Here is a 19277-nt window from a genome sequence, read left to right on the forward strand (position 1 = left end):
TATGCGTTCCGGCATGATTAAGTCTTAACTGACGAGCATTACGCCATAAATGGCGCCCCTACGTGTGATTTTTTTAAGAACGCCGCACGGTGTTTTTTTCTAACTGTTTCGAGTGGATGCAAGGCGGCAAGCGAGGACATCCCTGGGAGCATACATAAGTATGTGACCAGGGTGGACGAGCGCAGCCAACGCAGCAGCCGCTCGAAACAGGACGAAAAAAGGCCCGCGGATTAACGCGGGCAACTAATACTGGAAGCAATGTGAGCAATGTCGTGCTCTTCTTCGGTAGAGCCACCGTCGAAGCGCAGAAGAATAATAATCATTCTTATTATCATCTGTAAACCCCTAATTGAGAATTTTTCTCATTTCCACACAGAGATTGTGATTATCCCATCGCCATCTTGGCGAAAAACACAGCAGAAGCGTCGCGAATTTGGGGAGTACGTGACGTTTAAGATACACTCACGCTATTGCCTCAGAATCGTTGAGTTCTATGCCAAAATTATTCCCCTCTCTGCTGCTTGGTCTCAGCATGATGAGCGCGTCAGCGTGGGCCGCGCCAACGGACAACATCCGCAACAGCGGCTTTGTCTATTGCGTTAACGGCACGGTTAATACCTTCAACCCACAAATGGTCAGCAGCGGCTTAGTCGTTGATACGCTGGCGGCGCAGCTGTATGACCGGCTGCTGGACGTGGATCCTTATACTTATCGGTTAATCCCCGACCTCGCTCAGAGCTGGGAGGTGCGGGATAACGGCGCAACCTACCGTTTCCACCTGCGCAAAGATGTCGCCTTCCAGCACACCAACTGGTTTAAACCGACGCGTAAAATGAACGCCGACGATGTGGTGTTCAGCTTTGCGCGCATGTTTGATCGCAAGCATCCGTGGCACAACGTCAACGGCGGCAGCTATCCCTATTTTGATAGCCTGCAGTTTGCCGATTCCGTGCAGAGCGTGAAAAAGCTCGATAGTGATACGGTTGAAATCCGCCTCAACAGCCCGGACGCCTCATTCCTGTGGCACATCGCGACGCATTACGCGCCGATTCTTTCGCAGGAGTACGCCAATAATCTCAGCGCCAAAGGCCAGCAGGAACAGCTGGATCGCGAACCGGTCGGCACCGGCCCGTTCCAGCTGAGCGAATACCGCACCGGACAATATCTGCGCCTGGCGCGCAATCCACAGTACTGGAAAGGCGTGCCGCGTTTGCAGCAGGTGGTGATTGATTTGGGCGTCGGCGGCACCGGACGTTTGTCCAAACTGCTCACCGGCGAATGCGATGTACTGGCCTATCCCGCCGCCAGCCAGCTGAGCATATTGCGCGACGATCCGCGTCTGCGCATGACGCTGCGCCCCGGCATGAACATCGCCTATCTGGCGTTTAACACACGCAAGCCGCCGCTCGATCGCCCGGAAGTGCGCCACGCGCTGGCGCTGGCGATCAATAACGAACGCCTGATGGAGTCGATCTATTACGGCACCGCCGAAACTGCCGCCTCGATTCTGCCGCGTGCATCCTGGGCTTATGACAACGATGCGCGCGTCACCGAATACAATCCGGCCAGAGCGCGTGAAGAGTTGAAAGCGCTGGGGCTGGAAGATCTGCATTTACGTTTAGTGGTGCCCTCTTCCTCGCAGTCGTGGAATCCCAGCCCGCTGAAAACCGCCGAGCTGTTGCAGGCGGATTTGGCGCAGATTGGCGTGCGCGTCACCATCGCGCCGGTGGAAGGCCGCTTCCAGGAAGCGCAGTTAATGGAGATGAATCACGATCTCACGCTTACCGGCTGGGCAACTGACAGTAACGATCCCGACAGTTTCTTCCGTCCGCTGTTAAGCTGCGCGGCGATCCGTTCGCAGACCAATTATGCACACTGGTGCTCGCCCGCCTTTGATGAGGCGTTGCAGCACGCGCTGCTGTCCCAGCAGCTGTCGGCACGCATTGATAGCTACGACAAAGCGCAGCAAATTTTGGCGCAAGAGCTGCCGGTGTTGCCGCTGGCCTCATCGCTGCGTTTGCAGGCCTATCGGCATGACATCAAAGGTCTGGTGTTGAGCCCGTTTGGTAACGCCTCGTTCGCCGGCGTTTACCGCGATGAGAGCAGCGAGGAATAAGCATGATTATCTATATTCTGCGTCGCGTGGTGCTGCTGCTGATCACCCTGTTTTTGCTGTCGCTGGTGAGCTTCAGCCTGAGCTACTTCACGCCAAACGCCCCGCTTGAAGGCGCGTCGCTGTTTGATGCGTGGTGGTTCTGGTTTAAGGGCTTGCTGCAGTTTGATTTTGGCGTCTCCAGCACCAACGGCCAGCCGATTGATCTTCAGCTGCGCGAAGTGTTCCCTGCCACGCTGGAGCTGTGCGTGATGGCATTTATTCTGGCGCTGCTGGTGGGCATCCCGCTGGGAATCTGCGCCGGCGTGATGCGCAAAAAATGGCAGGATAAAGCCATCAGCGCGCTGGCGCTGCTCGGCTTCTCAATGCCGGTATTCTGGCTGGCGCTGCTGTTTACGCTGTTCTTCTCATTAACGCTCGGCTGGTTGCCGGTTTCCGGGCGTTTCGACCTGCTCTATCCGGTGCAAAACATTACCGGCTTTGCGCTGATTGATGCCTGGCTAAGCCCATCGTCGTGGCGGCATGAAATGCTGATCAGTGCCTTGACGCACATGATTCTGCCGGTGGTGGTGTTGGCGGTTGCGCCCGCCACCGAGATGATCCGCTTACTGCGCAGCAGCACCAGCGATGTGATGGACAAGAACTACGTTAAAGCCGCCGCCACGCGCGGGCTATCACGCTTCACGGTGATCCGTCGCCACGTGTTACATAACGCGCTGCCGCCGGTGATTCCGCGCCTTGGCCTGCAATTTTCCACCATGCTGACGTTGGCGATGATTACCGAAGTGGTGTTCAACTGGCCGGGAATCGGCCGCTGGCTGATTAATGCCATTCGCCAGCAGGATTACGCGGCGATTTCCGCTGGCGTGATGGTGGTTGGCGGACTGGTGATTCTGGTCAGCGTGTTATCCGATATTCTGGGCGCGGCACTTAACCCGCTGAAACATAAGGAATGGTATGCCCTTAGATAATGTCTACGACGAGAAGCGGCTGCCTAGCACGCTGCGTCGCAGCTGGCAGCGCTTGTACCGTGATACCAGCGGCATGGTCGGTTTGTACGGCTTTGGCCTGCTACTGTTCCTGTGCCTGTTTGGCGGCCTGCTGGCGCCGTATGGCATCGATCAGCAATTCCTCGGTTATCAGCTGCTGCCACCGTCGTGGTCGCGCTATGGCGATGTCTCTTTCTTCCTTGGCACCGACGATTTAGGTCGCGATGTGCTGAGCCGCATGCTGAGCGGCGTAGCGCCAACCGTCGGCTCGGCGATTCTGGTGACAGTGCTGGCGGCGATTTGCGCGCTGGTGCTGGGCGTGTTTGCCGGTATCACGCACGGCGTGCGCTCAGCGGTGATGAATCACGTGCTGGATACCTTGCTGTCGATTCCCTCGCTGCTGCTGGCGATTATCGTGGTGGCGTTTCTCGGCCCGCGCCTCGAACACGCGATGCTGGCGGTGTTTCTCGCACTGATCCCACGTCTGGTGCGCGAGATCTATACTGCGGTGCATGATGAGATGGAAAAAGAGTATGTGGTGGCGCTGCGTCTCGATGGCGCGCGCAACCTGAATATCTTGTGGAATGCGGTGCTGCCCAACGTGCTGCCGCTGCTGGTGAGCGAATTTACCCGCTCGCTGTCGATGGCGATTCTCGACATCGCGGCACTCGGTTTTCTCGATCTTGGCGCGCAGCTGCCGTCACCCGAATGGGGGGCGATGCTCGGTGACGCGTTGGAGCTGATCTACGTTGCGCCCTGGACGGTAATGCTGCCGGGCGTGGCGCTGATGGTCAGCGTATTGATCGTTAACCTGCTGGGCGACGGCATTCGTCGCGCAGTAGAAGCGGGAGTTGAATAATGCCGCTACTGGATATCCGTAACCTGACCATTGAATTTATGACCGCTGACGGTCCGGTCAAAGCGGTCGATCGCATCAACCTGACGCTGACCGAAGGTGAAATTCGTGGTTTAGTGGGTGAATCAGGTTCTGGCAAAAGCCTGATCGCTAAAGCGATTTGCGGCGTCACCAAAGATAACTGGCGCGTCACCGCCGATCGCATGGTGTTTGATGATATCGACCTGCTGCGCTTGTCACCGCGTGAACGCCGTCGGATTGTTGGTCATAACGTGTCGATGATTTTCCAGGAGCCGCAATCCTGTCTTGATCCGTCGGAAAGTATCGGCCGCCAATTGATGCAGGCGATTCCGCGCTGGACGCATAAAGGTCGCTGGTTTAAACGCCTGTGGTTCTGGCGCAAAGTGCGCGCCATTGAGCTGCTGCACCGCGTCGGTATCAAAGATCATAAAGACATCATGCGCAGTTTCCCGTACGAACTCACCGACGGCGAATGCCAGAAAGTGATGATCGCCATCGCGCTGGCCAATCAGCCGCGTTTGCTGATTGCCGATGAACCGACCAATGCGATGGAGCCGACCACGCAGGCGCAGATTTTCCGCCTGCTGAGCCGCCTTAACCAGAATAACAACACCACCATTTTGCTGATCAGCCACGATCTGCGCACCATGAGCCACTGGGCCGACCGCATCAATGTGATGTATTGCGGTCAGACGGTGGAGAGCGCGCAAAGCGAAGAGTTGATGGAGTCACCGCATCATCCTTACACGCAGGCGTTGATCCGCGCGATGCCCGATTTCGGTAGCGCGCTGCCGCACAAAAGCCGCCTGAACACGCTGTCTGGCGCGATTCCGTCGCTGGAACATTTGCCAATTGGCTGTCGTTTGGGGCCGCGCTGCCCGTATGCGCAGCGTAAGTGCATCGAAACGCCGCGCCTGACCGGCAATAAAGCGCATCTGTTTGCCTGCCACTTCCCGCTGAATATGGAGAGCCAGTAAACATGGAAACGCTGCTGGAAGTGCGCAACCTGAGTAAAACCTACCGCTATCGCACCGGCCTGTTCCGTCGTCAGCACGTTGAGGCGGTGAAAGGCGTCAGTTTTACCCTGCGTGAGAAACAGACGCTGGCGGTGATTGGTGAAAACGGTTCGGGGAAATCGACGCTGGCGAAAATGCTCAGCGGCATGGTCGAGCCGAGCGAAGGCGAAATGCTGATTGACGATCACCCGCTGGAGTACGGCGATTACGGTTATCGTAGCCAGCGCATTCGCATGATTTTTCAGGATCCTTCCACCTCGCTCAATCCGCGTCAGCGCATCAGCCAGATTCTCGATTTCCCACTGCGCCTGAATACCGAGCTGGATGATGAGGCGCGCGAAAAACGCATTATTGCCACGCTGCGTCAGGTCGGTTTGCTGCGCGATCACGCCGGTTACTATCCGCATATGCTGGCGCCCGGCCAAAAGCAGCGTCTGGCGCTGGCGCGTGCGCTGATTCTGCAGCCAAAGGTGATCGTCGCCGATGAAGCCCTCGCCTCGCTGGATATGACCATGCGTTCGCAGCTGGTGAACCTGATGCTGGAACTGCAGGAGAAACACGGCATCGCTTATATTTATGTGACGCAGCATCTCGGCATGATGAAGCACATCAGCGATCAGGTGCTGGTGATGCATCAGGGTGAAGTGGTGGAGCGCGGCGGTACCGCCGATGTCCTGGCCTCGCCGCTGCACGATCTCACCAAACGCCTGATCACCAGCCACTTTGGTGAAGCCTTAACCGCCGAAGCCTGGCGCCGCGAGCGTTAAGGCGCGGAAAACGCGGTGCGATTTACCGCATTTATACAGACGTGCTAGACTTCGCACGAGATTAACGTCGGTCGCCTACTTTTCAACCATCGCGACCGCCAACAACAATGACCAAAAGGATTACAGCTATGGGTTTTCTTTCCGGTAAGCGCATTCTGATTACTGGCGTTGCCAGTAAACTCTCAATCGCCTACGGTATTGCGCAGGCGATGCACAAACAGGGCGCAGAACTGGCTTTCACCTACCAGAACGACAAACTGAAAAGTCGTGTGGAAGAGTTTGCTAAAGATCTGGGTTCAGACATTGTTCTGCCATGCGATGTGGCTGAAGACGAGAGCATCACTGCGCTGTTCACCGAACTGGCAAAAACCTGGCCGAAATTTGACGGTTTCGTTCACTCCATCGGTTTCGCACCTGGCGATCAGCTGGATGGCGACTACGTGAATGCCGTTACCCGTGAAGGCTTCAAAATCGCTCACGACATCAGCGCGTACAGCTTTGTGGCGATGGCGAAAGAGTGCCGTGCGATGCTGAACCCGAATTCTGCCCTGCTGACCTTGTCTTACCTGGGTGCAGAGCGCGCTATCCCGAACTACAACGTGATGGGGCTGGCGAAAGCGTCACTGGAAGCTAACGTGCGCTACATGGCGAACGCGATGGGTCCAGAAGGCACGCGTGTTAACGCCGTTTCTGCCGGTCCAATCCGTACGCTGGCTGCATCAGGCATCAAAGATTTCCGCAAGATGCTGGCACACTGCGAAGCGGTTACCCCGATTCGTCGTACCGTTACCATCGAAGACGTGGGTAACTCAGCGGCATTCCTGTGCTCCGATCTGGCGGGTGGTATCACCGGTGAAGTGGTACACGTTGATGGCGGCTTCAGCATTGCCGCAATGAACGAGCTGGAACTGAAATAAGATTTCCCCAGGGTCGCCATTCATGGCGACCTCTCTTTCAAAAAATCCCCCCTTATACTCGTAAGCTATTAATTATTCCCCATCATTCTTTTGCCGTGGACAGCCGTTCAGCGACGATAAGCTAGCCCTTTGTTGCATGCCTGCTTTTCAGATTCGCACGCTGTGCAGCAAGTCCGTTTTTAGCGCAAGGAATGACCATGGAACAACGCCGTTCTCCCGGCCATGACCACTGGTTTTATGAAAGCCAGACTCGCCCGAATAGCACCGCCACTGCGCCGCTGGTGCCCGAAGCCGCCTATATCGACGATCGTTTCTTACTCGGTTTGCAACAGGAAGCGACCGCGTTACAGCCGCTGTTGTCGCGTTTTCAGCCTGCGTTATTGGCCGCGCGCGATCTCAGCCAGATTATGTTTCCCGATACGCTTGCCACCAGTTTGACCCACACCTTAACGCTGTACGATCGTCTCAGCACCGCGCTAACGGTGGCGCAGGTCGCCGGCGTGCAGCGCCTGTGCAATCACTACTCAGCCCGGCTCAATCCGTTGCCGGGTCCGGACTCATCACGTGAAAGTAATAATCGCCTGACGCAAATCACCCAATATGCGCGTCAGCTGGCGATGCAGCCGGAACTGATCACCGCCCACAGCATCAGCGCCCTGGACGCGGTGGGCTTAACCGAGCCCGATATCGTCACGCTGAATCAACTGGTGGGATATGTCAGCTATCAGTCACGCGTGGTGGCATCGCTGCAGGCGATGATGGGCTTGCCGGTGCGCTGGATTCCGGGCGTTTCACCGCCGCCGGATGCCAGCGCAGATCTGTTTACCCGCAATGACGGCTGGCAGCACGCGCTGAAACCGGTTGAACTGCGCTACGCCAGCGCCGATCAGCTGGCGGCGGTGACTTTCTGCCAGGGCATTGACGGGTTGGATGATGCCATTTGGCTGCTGGTACACGATGCGCAAGCGCTGTATGGCTTCGCCACGCTAAAACAGCGGCTGAGTGAACATTTTGCCGAGGATGAAGCGCTGGCGCAGGCGGTCAGCGCGCGGGTGCTGGGTTGTCGACGTCAGTTTGATCGTGTTTCTGATGAGTGGCGTGCCGCGCTGGAGCAGGATGTCGAAAGCGCTGGCGCGGCATCGCCGGTGATTTCACTCAGCGCCCAGCTCACTCGCCTGCCCGACCGCTTCAGCGCTGCGCATTTGCAGCCGTTGCTTAACGCGGGCTGGGGCACGGAACGTATCTTCACCTTGTTACAAGCGGTAGCCTTTGCCAACTGGCAGGACCGCGTGCTAATGGCGCTTGGCGAAACCCGTTAATCGGGCAGATGCCGCCGCGCTTCATCAAAGAAATGCTGAGCCAGCGGCGATGCTCTGCCCGGCTCGGCAATCACTAACGCCGCCTGCCTGCCCATCGGCGCAATTTCAATCGGCCGCCGCGCCAGATTCTGCATCAGCTCCGGCAACAGATGTCCGCACGGCGACACCATCACGCCGAGTCCAACCTGCGCACTCTGCAGCAGTTGCATGATCGACGCGCTCTCAACGATGACGCGCGGTATCAAGCCGGTTTCACGCAGTTGCCCATCAAGATAACGACGAAAATAGCGCGTCGGTTCCGCCAGACACAGTGGCTGGCTGGCAAGCGTGGTGAGTGAGATGCTCTTTTGCTCCAGCAGCGCCGGAAAATGCGCCGGATTGAACAGCGCTTCGACGCCCGGATCTTTTAATAGCGCAGTCTGGAAATGCAGCTCGCGCAGCGACGTCAGTTCAAAGAAGCCGATGCCGCCATCGACGGTGTGACTGTTGAGCGCTTCCAGTAGCTGATCGGCGCTCATTGCAGCAACGCGATAGTCGAGCTGCGGATAACGCGCTTCCACCGCTTTCAATAACGCTGGCAGCGCCACGCTGCACTGCGGCATGACGCCAAGCCGCAAGGTGCCGTTGACGCCATGTTTGAGCGACTCCACTTCCAGCTTCAATCCCTGATATACCGAGACAATTTCCCGCGCCCAGGTCAGCACGCGCTCGCCTTCTGGCGTAAAACCATCGAAATTGTTACTGCGGTTGATCAGCGACAGCCCTAATTCGCGCTCAAGGTTTTTCAGACGCATCGATAGCGTCGGCTGGCTGACAAAGCTGACTTCTGCCGCACGGCCAAAATGGCGTTCGCGCTCAAGATTAGTCAGGTAGATTAATTGTTTGATGTCCATGGAAAGCAGAATTGGCTGGAAAACGGCAGTGTATCATGGCGGTTGCCGCTGCGCTGAATCCACGCGCAGCGGCCATTGCGTTACGCCACGCCCAAGGCACTTTTTACGTCGTTAGCGATCTTTTCGACCTGCGGGCCGTAAATCACCTGCACATCGTGTTCGCTGACGCGATTAATGCCGTTCGCGCCGGTGGTTAGTAACGTTTGATCAACCACTTCATTCATCTGTTTAACCCGCACGCGCAGCCGCGTGAAGCAGCAATCGACGTCCTCTATATTGGCTTCGCCACCCAGCCCGCTGATGATCACTTTGGTGCGCTCATCCGCCGCAACTTGTTCCGGTTTGTGCTCCTCATCGGATTCGCGACCCGGCGTTTCTACCCGCATTCGCGTAATGACAAAGCGGAAACCGTAGTAGTAAACCGGCACATAAATCACCCCGAGGACAATCGTCCACCACCAGTGCGTTTTACTGCCGCCGAGAATGCCGAACACCACCAGATCGATTGCGCCGCCCTGCACGTTGCCAATCATCAAATGCAGCATCGACATCAACATAAATGACAGGCCGGTTAACAGCGCATGCAGGATATACAGCACCGGAGAAACGAAGATGAAACAGAACTCCAGCGGTTCGGTGATGCCGGTGGTAAAGGAGGTCAGCGCACCAGCCAGCACCAGCGCTTTGACGCGCTGCTTATGTTCGGGACGCGCGGTGTGATAGATCGCCAGCGCGGCGGCAGGTAAGCCAAACATCATGACCGGAATTTTGCCCTGCGCGAGGAACTGGGTGGCGCCGCGCACCGTATCGTTCGGGATGGCGCCGGGATGCGTCAGTGAGGTGTTGAAGATGTTGAGCGCGCCGACAATACTTTGCCCATCCACCGTTGCCATGCCGCCAATCGGCGTGAAGCGCACGGTTTCGTTGAGAATGTGATGTAAACCGGTGGGAATCAATAAGCGTTCGCTGGTGCCGAGCAGAAAGGCGCCGTATTGCCCGCTTTTACCAATCATCAGGCCAACCCACGCGATGCCTGCGCCGATGGTCGGCCAAATCAACGCCAGCAGCACGCCCACCAGCGGCAGCACCACCACGGTAACGATCGGCACAAAGCGACGTCCGCCAAAGAAACTGATCGCTGTGGGCAGTTGCTGGGTGTAGAAGCGGTTATGCAGCACCACGGTAATCAATCCGGCAATCACGCCGCCCAGCACGCTCATGTTGTAGGTAAAGATGCCGAGCATGTCGATGTATTCGGCGGACGTCATCATTGCTGCAGTTTGGTCCATGCCCGCTTTCTGTAGCGCTTCTGGCGTGGTGGTCGCGGCCGTCAATCCTTTCGAGGCCAGCGTGGAGCTGATACCGACGTTCATGGCGATATAGCCAATCACAGCGGCAAAGGCGGCGGTGGGTTTCTCCGCTTTCGCCAGCCCGATGGCGCTGGCCACCGCAAAGAACAGCGGCAGATTGGCGAACAGCGCGCCCGCCACTTTGCGAATAAATCCGATGATCAGTTGTGGCACTTGTAGGTTGGCGAAGGCATCGCCGGTAATCGCCGGGTTTTGCATTGCGGCGGCCAGGCCAAGAAAGATCCCTGCGGCAGCAATCACCGAGATGGGCATCATTAAGGCTTTACCGAAGGCGTGAATTTGGCTTGCCAGATTCTTCATGCGCGTGCCCTTTTCAGAAAGGAAAGAGCAATTATTAGTCAGTTATCCCAGCAGCACGTAACCGCCGCCCTTTATCAGCCTGGAAAGTTTGACTTAGGTCACGATTTGCGCTCGATTCGCGATAAACGCCGCCTATCGCACCATTAAACCAATCAATTAGACAACTTTTAAGGAGAGTCGCACACTTCCCGCTAACAGAAGACATATTCTGATAACAACTCATAAACAAATAAGCCTGCAACTATGAAATTTAAACGTAAGATTCAACCCTATCGCGCTGCTGCGGGCGGCTGGGGTTCCCTGGAAGCCACCACCCGTTTCGTCCTTGATAGTAAAGCTGCCCTGAAAAACATGCGTAACCTGATGCGCATGAACAAAGCGCGCGGTTTCGACTGCCCTGGTTGCGCATGGGGCGATGACAACAAAAGCACCTTTAGCTTCTGTGAAAACGGGGCGAAAGCGGTGACGTGGGAAGCCACGCGTCGTGTGGTTGAGCCGGAATTTTTTGCCCAGCACAGCGTCAGCACCCTTTATCAGCAGAGCGATTACTTCCTTGAGTATCAGGGACGCTTAACCCATCCAATGCGCTACAACAGCGCCACCGACCACTACGAACCAATCAGCTGGGACGATGCGCTCGCCTTGATTGCTCGCCACCTGCAGGCGATGGATCATCCAAATCAAATGGAGCTTTACACCTCCGGGCGCGCCAGCAACGAAGCCTCCTGGCTTTATCAGCTGTTTGGCCGCGTGATGGGCACCAACAACTTCCCTGACTGCTCCAACATGTGCCATGAAGCCAGCGGTACCGGCTTGAAGCGCAGCATCGGCGTCGGTAAAGGCACCATTCGTCTGGACGATTTTGATCATGCCGACGCGATTTTCGTGCTGGGTCAGAATCCGGGCACCAACCATCCGCGCATGCTGCACAGCCTGCGTCACGCCGCCGATCACGGTGCGAAGATCGTCACCTTTAACACATTACGCGAACGCGGCCTTGAGCGCTTTGCCGATCCGCAAAAGCCGTTAGAAGTGGTCACATCGATGGCGGGCACCATTAGTTCTGCCTATTACCAGCCTAATCTGGGCGGCGATATGGCGGCGGTGCGCGGCATGGTAAAAGCCCTGCTCGAGCTACAGCGTGCACGTTTGGCGGCCGGTGAGAAAGGCATTTTCGATCAGGCGTTTATTGATGCGAATACGCATGGTGTAGAAGACTATCTTGCTGCAGTGGATAACACCCGCTGGGACGATATCGTGCGCCAATCCGGTTTGAGCGAAGTGCAGATCCGTGAAGCGGCGGCGATTTATCAAAGTGCTGAACGCGTGATTGTTACCTGGGCGATGGGCATCACGCAGCATAAACATTCGGTGGATACCGTCCGCGAGATCACCAACCTGCAGCTGCTGTTTGGTCAGTTGGGCAAGAAAGGCGCAGGCCTGTGTCCGGTACGCGGCCACAGTAATGTGCAGGGCAACCGCACCATGGGCATCGATGAGAAACCGGGCAAACCGTTCCTCGATGCCCTCGGCGCGCACTTTGATTTTGAGCCGCCGCGCGAGCACGGTCACAACACCGTGGAAGCGCTGAACGCGATGCTGCGTGACGAAGTGAAAGTGCTGATTGCGCTGGGCGGCAACCTAGCGGCGGCCGCACCGGATTCACCGGTCACCGAAGAAGCGCTGCAGCATTGCGGTTTGACCGTGTACATCAGCACTAAACTCAATCGCAGCCATTTGGTGCCGGGCCACGAAGGACTGATTCTGCCGACGTTGGGCCGTACCGAACGCGATCGCCAGGCCAGCGGCAATCAGTACATCACCGTGGAAGACTCGTTCAGCATGGTGCACGCCTCAGAAGGTGTTGGCATTCCCTTAGCGGAAACGCAGCGTTCTGAAACCGCGATTGTCGCCGGCATCGCCCATGCGACGTTAGGCAGCGATAAAATCGACTGGCTGGCGATGGCAGGCAATTACGATCTGATTCGCGATCACATCGCCGCCACCATTCCTGGCTTTGCTGATTTCAATAACAAATGCGACATTCCGGGCGGCTTTTACCTCGGTAGCGCTGCCGCCGAGCTGCGCTTCAATACCCCAAGTAAACGTGCCGAGTTCAGCGCCGCCGCCCTGCCAACTTCGCTGTTCCCGCAGTTAGGTGATGTCGCGGTGCCGTTTACGCTGCAAACCCTGCGTTCACACGATCAGTACAACACCACGATTTACGGCCTCGATGACCGTTATCGCGGCGTGTACGGTCAGCGTGAAGTGGTGTTTATCCATCCGGATGATATGGCGTCGCTGGGCTTCGCTGAAGGCCAGCTGGTGGATATTGAAACGCTGTGGAATGACGGTTTAACCCGTCGCGTCAGCGGTTTCAAACTGGTGCCGTATAACATTCCGCGCGGTAACCTCGCGGCTTATTATCCGGAAACTAACCCGCTGGTGCCGCTCTCCAGCTTTGGCGACGGCAGCGGCACGCCGACCTCAAAATCGGTGCCGGTGAAGCTGGCATTAACCGCCGCCGTAGCCTCACAACGCATCGCCTGACCAAAGCGTTATCAGAAGGTAAAAAGCCGCGTAAAGCGGCTTTTTAGCCTGTTTTGGCCTTGCCGCGCGGACCCGATTCGCGTAAAACTGTCAGCCGCTCTTAGGCCACGAAACTATATAAATTATGTTCCAGGATAATCCGCTGCTCGCGCAGCTTAAAGAGAAGCTTCACGCGCAGACTCCGCGCGTCGAAGGTGTTGTTAAAGGTACGGAAAAAGGCTTTGGCTTCCTCGAAGTTGATGCCCAGAAAAGCTACTTCATTCCGCCACCGCAGATGAAGAAAGTGATGCACGGCGACCGTATTTCTGCCGTGATCCACACCGATAAAGACCGCGAGAGTGCCGAGCCGGAAACCCTGGTTGAGCCGTTCCTGACCCGCTTTGTCGGCCGCGTGCAGAAGAAAGACGATCGCCTGTCAATTGTGCCGGATCATCCGCTGCTGAAAGATGCGATTCAGTGCCGCGCCGAACGTGGCGTGACCCACGATTTCCAGACCGGCGATTGGGCGGTGGCAGAGATGCGTCGTCACCCGCTGAAAGGCGATCGCGGTTTTTATGCCGAATTGACCGAATTCATTGTCACTGCGGACGATCACCTCGCGCCGTGGTGGGTAACCTTGTCGCGCCACAACCTCGAACGTCAGGCTCCGGACGTCGGTTTTGGTGAGATGCTTGATGAAAATCTGCAGCGTGAAGACTTGACCGCGCTGAACTTCGTCACCATCGACAGCGCCAGCACCCAGGATATGGATGATGCGCTACACGTGGAAGAAGCCGCCGACGGCAATCTGATCCTTACCATCGCCATCGCCGATCCAACCGCTTACGTGGCGGAAGGCAGCGAGCTGGATAAACTGGCATCGAAACGCGCGTTCACCAACTATCTGCCGGGCTTTAACATCCCGATGTTGCCGCGCGAACTCTCTGACGACGTCTGTTCTCTGCGTCCGAACGAACGTCGCCCAGCGCTGGCGTGCCGCGTCACCGTATTGAAAGATGGCAGCCTGGCCGATGACGTGCATTTCTTTGCCGCGTGGATCGAGTCAAAAGCCAAACTGGTTTATGACCAGGTTTCTGATTGGCTGGAAAACAGCGGCAGCTGGCAGCCAGAGAACGACGCCATCGCCCAGCAGATTCGCCTGCTGCATCAGGTTTGCCTGGCGCGCAGCGAATGGCGTCAAACTCACGCGCTGGTGTTTAAAGATCGTCCGGACTACCGCTTTGTGTTGGGCGAGAAAGGCGAAGTGCTGGATATCATCTCCGAGCCACGCCGCATCGCTAACCGTATTGTTGAAGAGTCGATGATTTTGGCAAACGTCTGTGCCGCGAAAGTGCTGCAGGAGAAGCTGGGCTTCGGTATCTACAACCTGCACACCGGTTTCGATCTGGCCAACGCTGAGCAGGCCGCTGGCGTGCTGGCGGGTCATGGCATCACCGTGGATCCGCAGGCGATTACAACGCTGGAAGGCTTCCGCCAGCTGCGTCGTGAACTTGATGCGCAGCCAACTCAGTATCTCGACAGCCGCATTCGCCGTTTCCAGTCGTTTGCTGAAGTCGGCACCGAGCCGGGCCCGCACTTTGGTCTGGGCCTCGACGCCTACGCGACCTGGACTTCGCCGATTCGTAAGTTTGGCGACATGATCAACCATCGCTTGCTGAAAGCGATTGTGCGCGGCGAAAGCACCGCTCGTCCGCAGGATGAGCTGACAACCATCATGAGCGAACGTCGTCGCCTCAACCGCATGGCCGAGCGCGATGTCGGTGACTGGCTGTACGCACGCTTCCTTGCGCCGTTTGCTGGCACCGATCGCAAGTTCAGTGCCGAGATCATCGACGTTTCTCGCGGCGGCATGCGCGTGCGCCTGCTGGAGAATGGCGCGGTGGCCTTTATTCCTGCACCGTTCATCCACGCGGTGCGTGATGAGCTGGTATGCTCGCAGGAAAGCGGCACCGTGCAGGTGAAAGGTGAAGTTGCTTACCGTGTAACGGACATCATCGACGTGACCATCGCCGAAGTACGTATGGAAACCCGCAGCGTGGTGGCTCGTCCGGCCGCCTGAGCATGAAAACTGGCGGGATAACAGCCGTTATCCCGCATTTCTCTCCGCCCGCTTTAGCAAATGCTAAATTTGCATTCCGCTTCACATTTCTAACGCCTCTGCCTGTCGTTAACAATTCATTACATTACTTTTAACTTGTTGTATTCGATCGCCTCTTTTCCCGGTCCCTACAAGGAGTTAACTCATGAACAACGTCAAAACCAGTCTCATCTGGTTAGCGGTGGCGTTAATTGGCGCGGGCGCATTTGCCATGCTGGCCCTCAGCCGTGGCGAACACGTCAATGCGGTCTGGCTGGTGATTGCCTCCGTCGCCTGCTACAGCATTGCCTATCGCTTCTACAGCCTGTTTATCGCTAAGCGCATCTTCGAACTGGACGATCGCCGTCGCACGCCGGCGGAGCGCTTAAGTGACGGCCTTGATTATGTGCCCACCAATAAATGGGTGCTGTTCGGTCACCATTTTGCGGCGATTGCCGGTGCGGGCCCGCTGGTCGGCCCAATCCTCGCGGCGCAAATGGGCTTCCTGCCTGGCACCATCTGGATTCTGGTGGGCGTGATGTTTGCCGGTGCGGTGCAGGATTTCCTGATTCTGTTTATCTCTACGCGCCGTGACGGCCGCTCGCTCGGTGAGATGGCGCGTCAGGAACTCGGTTCATTCGCTGGCGTTGTCACCATGCTCGGCGCGCTGGGCGTGATGATCATCATCCTCTCCGCGCTGGCCTTGGTGGTGGTGAAAGCGCTGGCCAACAGTCCGTGGGGCTTGTTCACCATTGCCGCGACCATTCCGATTGCGCTGTTTATGGGCGTGTATATGCGGTTCCTGCGTCCGGGCAAAATCGCGGAGGTGTCGATCATTGGCTTCGTGCTGATGATGGCGGCGATTATCTACGGCGGCAATGTGGCGGCCGATCCCTATTGGGGGCCGCTGTTCACGCTGAAAGGCACGGAGCTGACGTGGGTGCTGGTGATCTACGGTTTTGTCGCCTCTTCGCTGCCGGTATGGCTGCTGCTGGCACCGCGCGATTATCTCTCCACCTTCCTGAAAATCGGCGTGATCATCGGTTTAGCCATCGGCATCGTGTTTGCCATGCCCGAGATGAAGATGCCTGCGGTGACCAAATTTATTGATGGCACCGGACCGGTCTTCTCCGGCGCGCTGTTCCCGTTCCTGTTTATCACTATTGCTTGTGGTGCCATTTCAGGTTTCCATGCGCTGGTGTCGAGCGGCACCACGCCGAAACTGGTGGAGCGCGAAAGTCATATCCGCTTTATCGGCTATGGCGCGATGCTGATGGAATCCTTTGTGGCGATCATGGCGCTGATTTGCGCCTCGGTGCTTGATCCGGGCGTCTACTTTGCCATGAACTCACCCGCCGCGCTGATTGGCACCACGGTGGAAAGTGCGTCGCAGGTGATTAACGGCTGGGGTTTCGTGGTGACGCCAGAGATGCTGAGCGGCATTGCGCGCGACGTCGGTGAAAGCACCATTCTTTCCCGCGCCGGTGGCGCACCGACCTTTGCGGTTGGCATGGCACACATCATTACCGACGTGTTTAACAGCCGCGCCATGATGGCATTCTGGTATCACTTCGCCATCCTGTTTGAAGCGCTGTTTATCCTCACCGCTGTGGATGCCGGTACCCGCGCCTGCCGCTTTATGGTGCAGGATTTGGTGGGCACCGTGGTGCCATCGATGGCGAATAACCGTTCATGGTTGGGCAACATGGCGGGAACCACTGTTGCGGTGGCGGGTTGGGGCTTCTTCGTTTATCAGGGCGTAGTCGATCCGCTCGGCGGCATCAATACGCTGTGGCCGCTGTTTGGTATCGGCAACCAGATGCTGGCGTCGATGGCGCTGATTCTCGGCACTGTGGTGCTGTTCAAAATGAAGAAGCAGCGTTATGCGTGGGTGACGATTGTGCCGACCGCCTGGCTGTTTATTACCTCGATGACCGCGGGCTGGCAGAAGATTTTCCACGAGAAGCCATCGATTGGTTTCCTCGCGCAGGCCAACAAGTTCCGTAAAGGCATTGATGACGGCATCGTCATCGCCCCGGCGAAAACTGTTGCTGATATGCAAACCATCGTCTTCAGCAATCAAATTAACGCGGCCCTGTGTGCCTTCTTCATGCTGGTGGCGGTGACCATGCTGGTTTCAGCCTTCTTCGTGATTCGTCGGGCGCTCAACAGCACCGTACCGACTACCCATGAATCCGAGATCTCACTGCGTAAAGAGGTGCGAAATGTCTGAGTCCATTTATCACTGGAGAAAACCCACCGGAGCGTGGCAGATTCAGCAGTGCTTACCAATCGCACCCGCTATGGCTAGGCAAAATCTTACGCGCTGGCAGCGCATCTGGCAGGGATTGCAACAAAGTTTTCGTTTAATGGTCGGCGTTCATGACTATCAAACTTATCTGAAGCATATGCGCGAACATCATCCAACTATCGCCCCCATGGATGAACGCGCTTTTCACCGTCACTGCCTCGATGCCCGCTTTCCCAGCCAGGCCGGAAAACTGGGTAAGTGCCCTTGCTAACCAGGTTCAGCCCCGCTTGTCGGGGCTTTTTCGTGCCATTCTTTAATAAAAACAAAAATATATTTGGATTGCATCTTGTGCTGGCGCAGGAGGTTGAATACTGTTGCTAAAATAATGAGATACCGCCCGCTGAGCATTCCCCCGGAGGAAGTTTCCATGACCGATGAACAAGGGCAAACATTGCTATATACCTTGTTTGGCACCACCAGCCCTCATTGGCGTTTAACTTCAGATAGTGATGCTCTGCATTTTGCCGAAGATGAGAACGCGAACACCAATATGGCGGTTCCGCTGACTCCCGCACAAGCCAGTTTATTACGTGCGATGACGGTCATTACCTCAAGTATTAACCTCACGCTGTCGCTGCATGGCGAACCCGTTCCGATGCATTTTGTCGGTCGTAAAGTCAATCAATCGACCTGGGCCGGCACCTCTTCAGCCTGGGGTGATACCTCGGCTGTCGCGCGTGATTTGACGCTGGGATTATCGTTCGCCGAGCAAGTGGTTTCTGAGGCGAACTCAGTGATCGTGATCCTCGATCAACGCGGCAATATTCAACGTTTCAATCGTTTGAGTGAAGAGTACACAGGCCTGAAAGAGCAGGAAGTGATTGGCCGCAACGTTTTCCAACTGTTTATGACTAAGCAGGAAGCCCAGGCATCACGCCGTAATATCGCCGGATTCTTCCGTGAAGGCAGTTCTTACGAAGTTGAACGCTGGATTAAAACCCGCAAAGGTCAGCGACTGTTTCTGTTTCGTAATAAGTTCGTTCACAGCGGTAGCGGAAAAAATGAAATTTTCCTCATCTGTTCCGGAACCGACATCACTGAAGAGCGCCGCGCTCAGGAACGCCTGCGCGTGCTGGCCAACACCGATACCGTGACCGGCTTGCCCAATCGCAACGCGATTCATCAACAGATTAGTTTGGCACTCGAGCTGGCGAATGGCAGTCAAACCGGTGTGGTTTACCTCGATTTAGACAATTTTAAGAAGGTGAACGACGCTTACGGCCATATGTTTGGCGATCAGCTGCTGCAAGCGGTGTCGTTGGCCATCCTCAGCTGCCTTGGCAAAGATCAGACGCTGGCGCGCCTCGGCGGCGATGAGTTTGTGGTGCTGGCGGAACACACCAGCCAGGCAGCGCTGGAAGCGATGGCATCGCGCATTCTTGAGCGGCTGCGCCAGCCGTTCCGCATTGGCTTGATTGAAGTCTACAGCGGCTGCTCGATTGGTATCGCCCTCGCCCCGCTGCATGGCGAAGATCGTGAAAGCCTGATTCGTAACGCCGATACCGCGATGTATCACGCCAAAGAGAACGGCCGCGGCAAGTTCTGCGTGTTCGCTAACGAGATGAATCAGCGCGTGTTTGAGTATCTGTGGCTCGATACCAACCTGCGTAAAGCGCTCGAACTGGATCATCTGGTGGTGCATTACCAGCCGAAACTCAATGCCGAAGGCGAGGTGCTGAGCGCCGAGGCGCTGGTGCGCTGGAATTCCCCAGAGCGCGGTTTGGTGCCGCCGGGCGACTTTATTTCGTATGCCGAAGAGTCCGGGTTGATTGTGCCTT

At 56.6% G+C, this 19277-nt stretch carries 14 protein-coding genes; 12 read left to right on the plus strand and 2 right to left on the minus strand.

Going from position 1 to position 19277, the window contains the following annotated elements:
• Positions 1-493 precede the first annotated feature (493 nt).
• The 7 genes from sapA to RTM06_RS09750 all read left to right on the plus strand — a co-directional run bounded on the left by sapA (position 494) and on the right by RTM06_RS09750 (position 7998).
• On the plus strand, positions 494-2116 hold the full coding sequence (gene sapA / locus RTM06_RS09720) for an ABC transporter substrate-binding protein SapA (RefSeq protein ID WP_265298091.1): 1623 nt from the start codon (positions 494-496) through the stop codon (positions 2114-2116).
• A gap of 2 nt (positions 2117-2118) precedes the next feature.
• On the plus strand, positions 2119-3084 hold the full coding sequence (gene sapB, locus RTM06_RS09725) for a putrescine export ABC transporter permease SapB (RefSeq protein ID WP_312181752.1): 966 nt from the start codon (positions 2119-2121) through the stop codon (positions 3082-3084).
• Entirely contained in the window at positions 3071-3961 is an 891-nt protein-coding gene (gene sapC, locus RTM06_RS09730) for a putrescine export ABC transporter permease SapC (protein WP_265298089.1), read from the plus strand. The genes sapB and sapC overlap by 14 nt, the downstream gene beginning before the upstream one ends.
• Positions 3961-4956, plus strand: coding sequence for a putrescine export ABC transporter ATP-binding protein SapD (gene sapD, locus RTM06_RS09735; RefSeq protein ID WP_258143398.1), 996 nt, complete (start codon positions 3961-3963; stop codon positions 4954-4956). The genes sapC and sapD overlap by 1 nt, the downstream gene beginning before the upstream one ends.
• Positions 4957-4958: 2 nt before the next feature.
• Positions 4959-5762, plus strand: coding sequence for a putrescine export ABC transporter ATP-binding protein SapF (gene sapF, locus RTM06_RS09740; RefSeq protein ID WP_008106485.1), 804 nt, complete (start codon positions 4959-4961; stop codon positions 5760-5762).
• Between the two features lie 128 nt (positions 5763-5890).
• The gene (gene fabI, locus RTM06_RS09745) at positions 5891-6679 is read left to right on the plus strand and encodes an enoyl-ACP reductase FabI (RefSeq protein WP_007892455.1); all 789 of its coding nucleotides are present in this window, start codon (positions 5891-5893) and stop codon (positions 6677-6679) included.
• 197 nt (positions 6680-6876) lie between these two features.
• Positions 6877-7998: an oxidoreductase gene (locus tag RTM06_RS09750; RefSeq protein ID WP_312181763.1), complete on the plus strand. Its 1122-nt coding sequence runs from the start codon at positions 6877-6879 to the stop codon at positions 7996-7998.
• Here RTM06_RS09750 and RTM06_RS09755 read toward each other — a convergent pair.
• Together RTM06_RS09755 and RTM06_RS09760 are read right to left on the minus strand one after the other, a co-directional pair.
• Positions 7995-8891 carry a LysR family transcriptional regulator gene (locus RTM06_RS09755; RefSeq protein WP_312181765.1) on the minus strand — a complete coding sequence of 299 codons (897 nt, stop codon included), beginning with the start codon at positions 8889-8891 and terminating at the stop codon, positions 7995-7997. The two genes, RTM06_RS09750 and RTM06_RS09755, sit on opposite strands and share 4 nt — an antisense overlap.
• 80 nt (positions 8892-8971) lie before the next feature.
• Positions 8972-10561 carry a PTS transporter subunit EIIC gene (locus RTM06_RS09760; protein ID WP_256696544.1) on the minus strand — a complete coding sequence of 530 codons (1590 nt, stop codon included), beginning with the start codon at positions 10559-10561 and terminating at the stop codon, positions 8972-8974.
• Positions 10562-10804: 243 nt separating this feature from the next.
• On the opposite strand from RTM06_RS09760, the gene RTM06_RS09765 reads away from it, so the two are divergent.
• The 5 genes from RTM06_RS09765 to pdeR all read left to right on the plus strand — a co-directional run.
• The gene (locus RTM06_RS09765; RefSeq protein ID WP_312181768.1) at positions 10805-13111 is read left to right on the plus strand and encodes an FdhF/YdeP family oxidoreductase; all 2307 of its coding nucleotides are present in this window, start codon (positions 10805-10807) and stop codon (positions 13109-13111) included.
• 124 nt (positions 13112-13235) lie between these two features.
• On the plus strand, positions 13236-15170 hold the full coding sequence (locus tag RTM06_RS09770) for an exoribonuclease II (RefSeq protein ID WP_256696546.1): 1935 nt from the start codon (positions 13236-13238) through the stop codon (positions 15168-15170).
• Between the two features lie 184 nt (positions 15171-15354).
• Entirely contained in the window at positions 15355-17421 is a 2067-nt protein-coding gene (locus RTM06_RS09775; protein ID WP_256696547.1) for a carbon starvation CstA family protein, read from the plus strand.
• On the plus strand, positions 17414-17710 hold the full coding sequence (locus RTM06_RS09780) for a CstA-like transporter-associated (seleno)protein (RefSeq protein WP_312181771.1): 297 nt from the start codon (positions 17414-17416) through the stop codon (positions 17708-17710). The genes RTM06_RS09775 and RTM06_RS09780 overlap by 8 nt, the downstream gene beginning before the upstream one ends.
• A gap of 156 nt (positions 17711-17866) precedes the next feature.
• The coding region (gene pdeR, locus RTM06_RS09785) for a cyclic di-GMP phosphodiesterase (RefSeq protein WP_312181772.1) at positions 17867-19277 on the plus strand (1411 nt) is incomplete at its 3' end.

Source organism: Pantoea sp. CTOTU46764 (genome assembly GCF_031974595.1).
Classification (GTDB): domain Bacteria; phylum Pseudomonadota; class Gammaproteobacteria; order Enterobacterales; family Enterobacteriaceae; genus Pantoea; species Pantoea trifolii.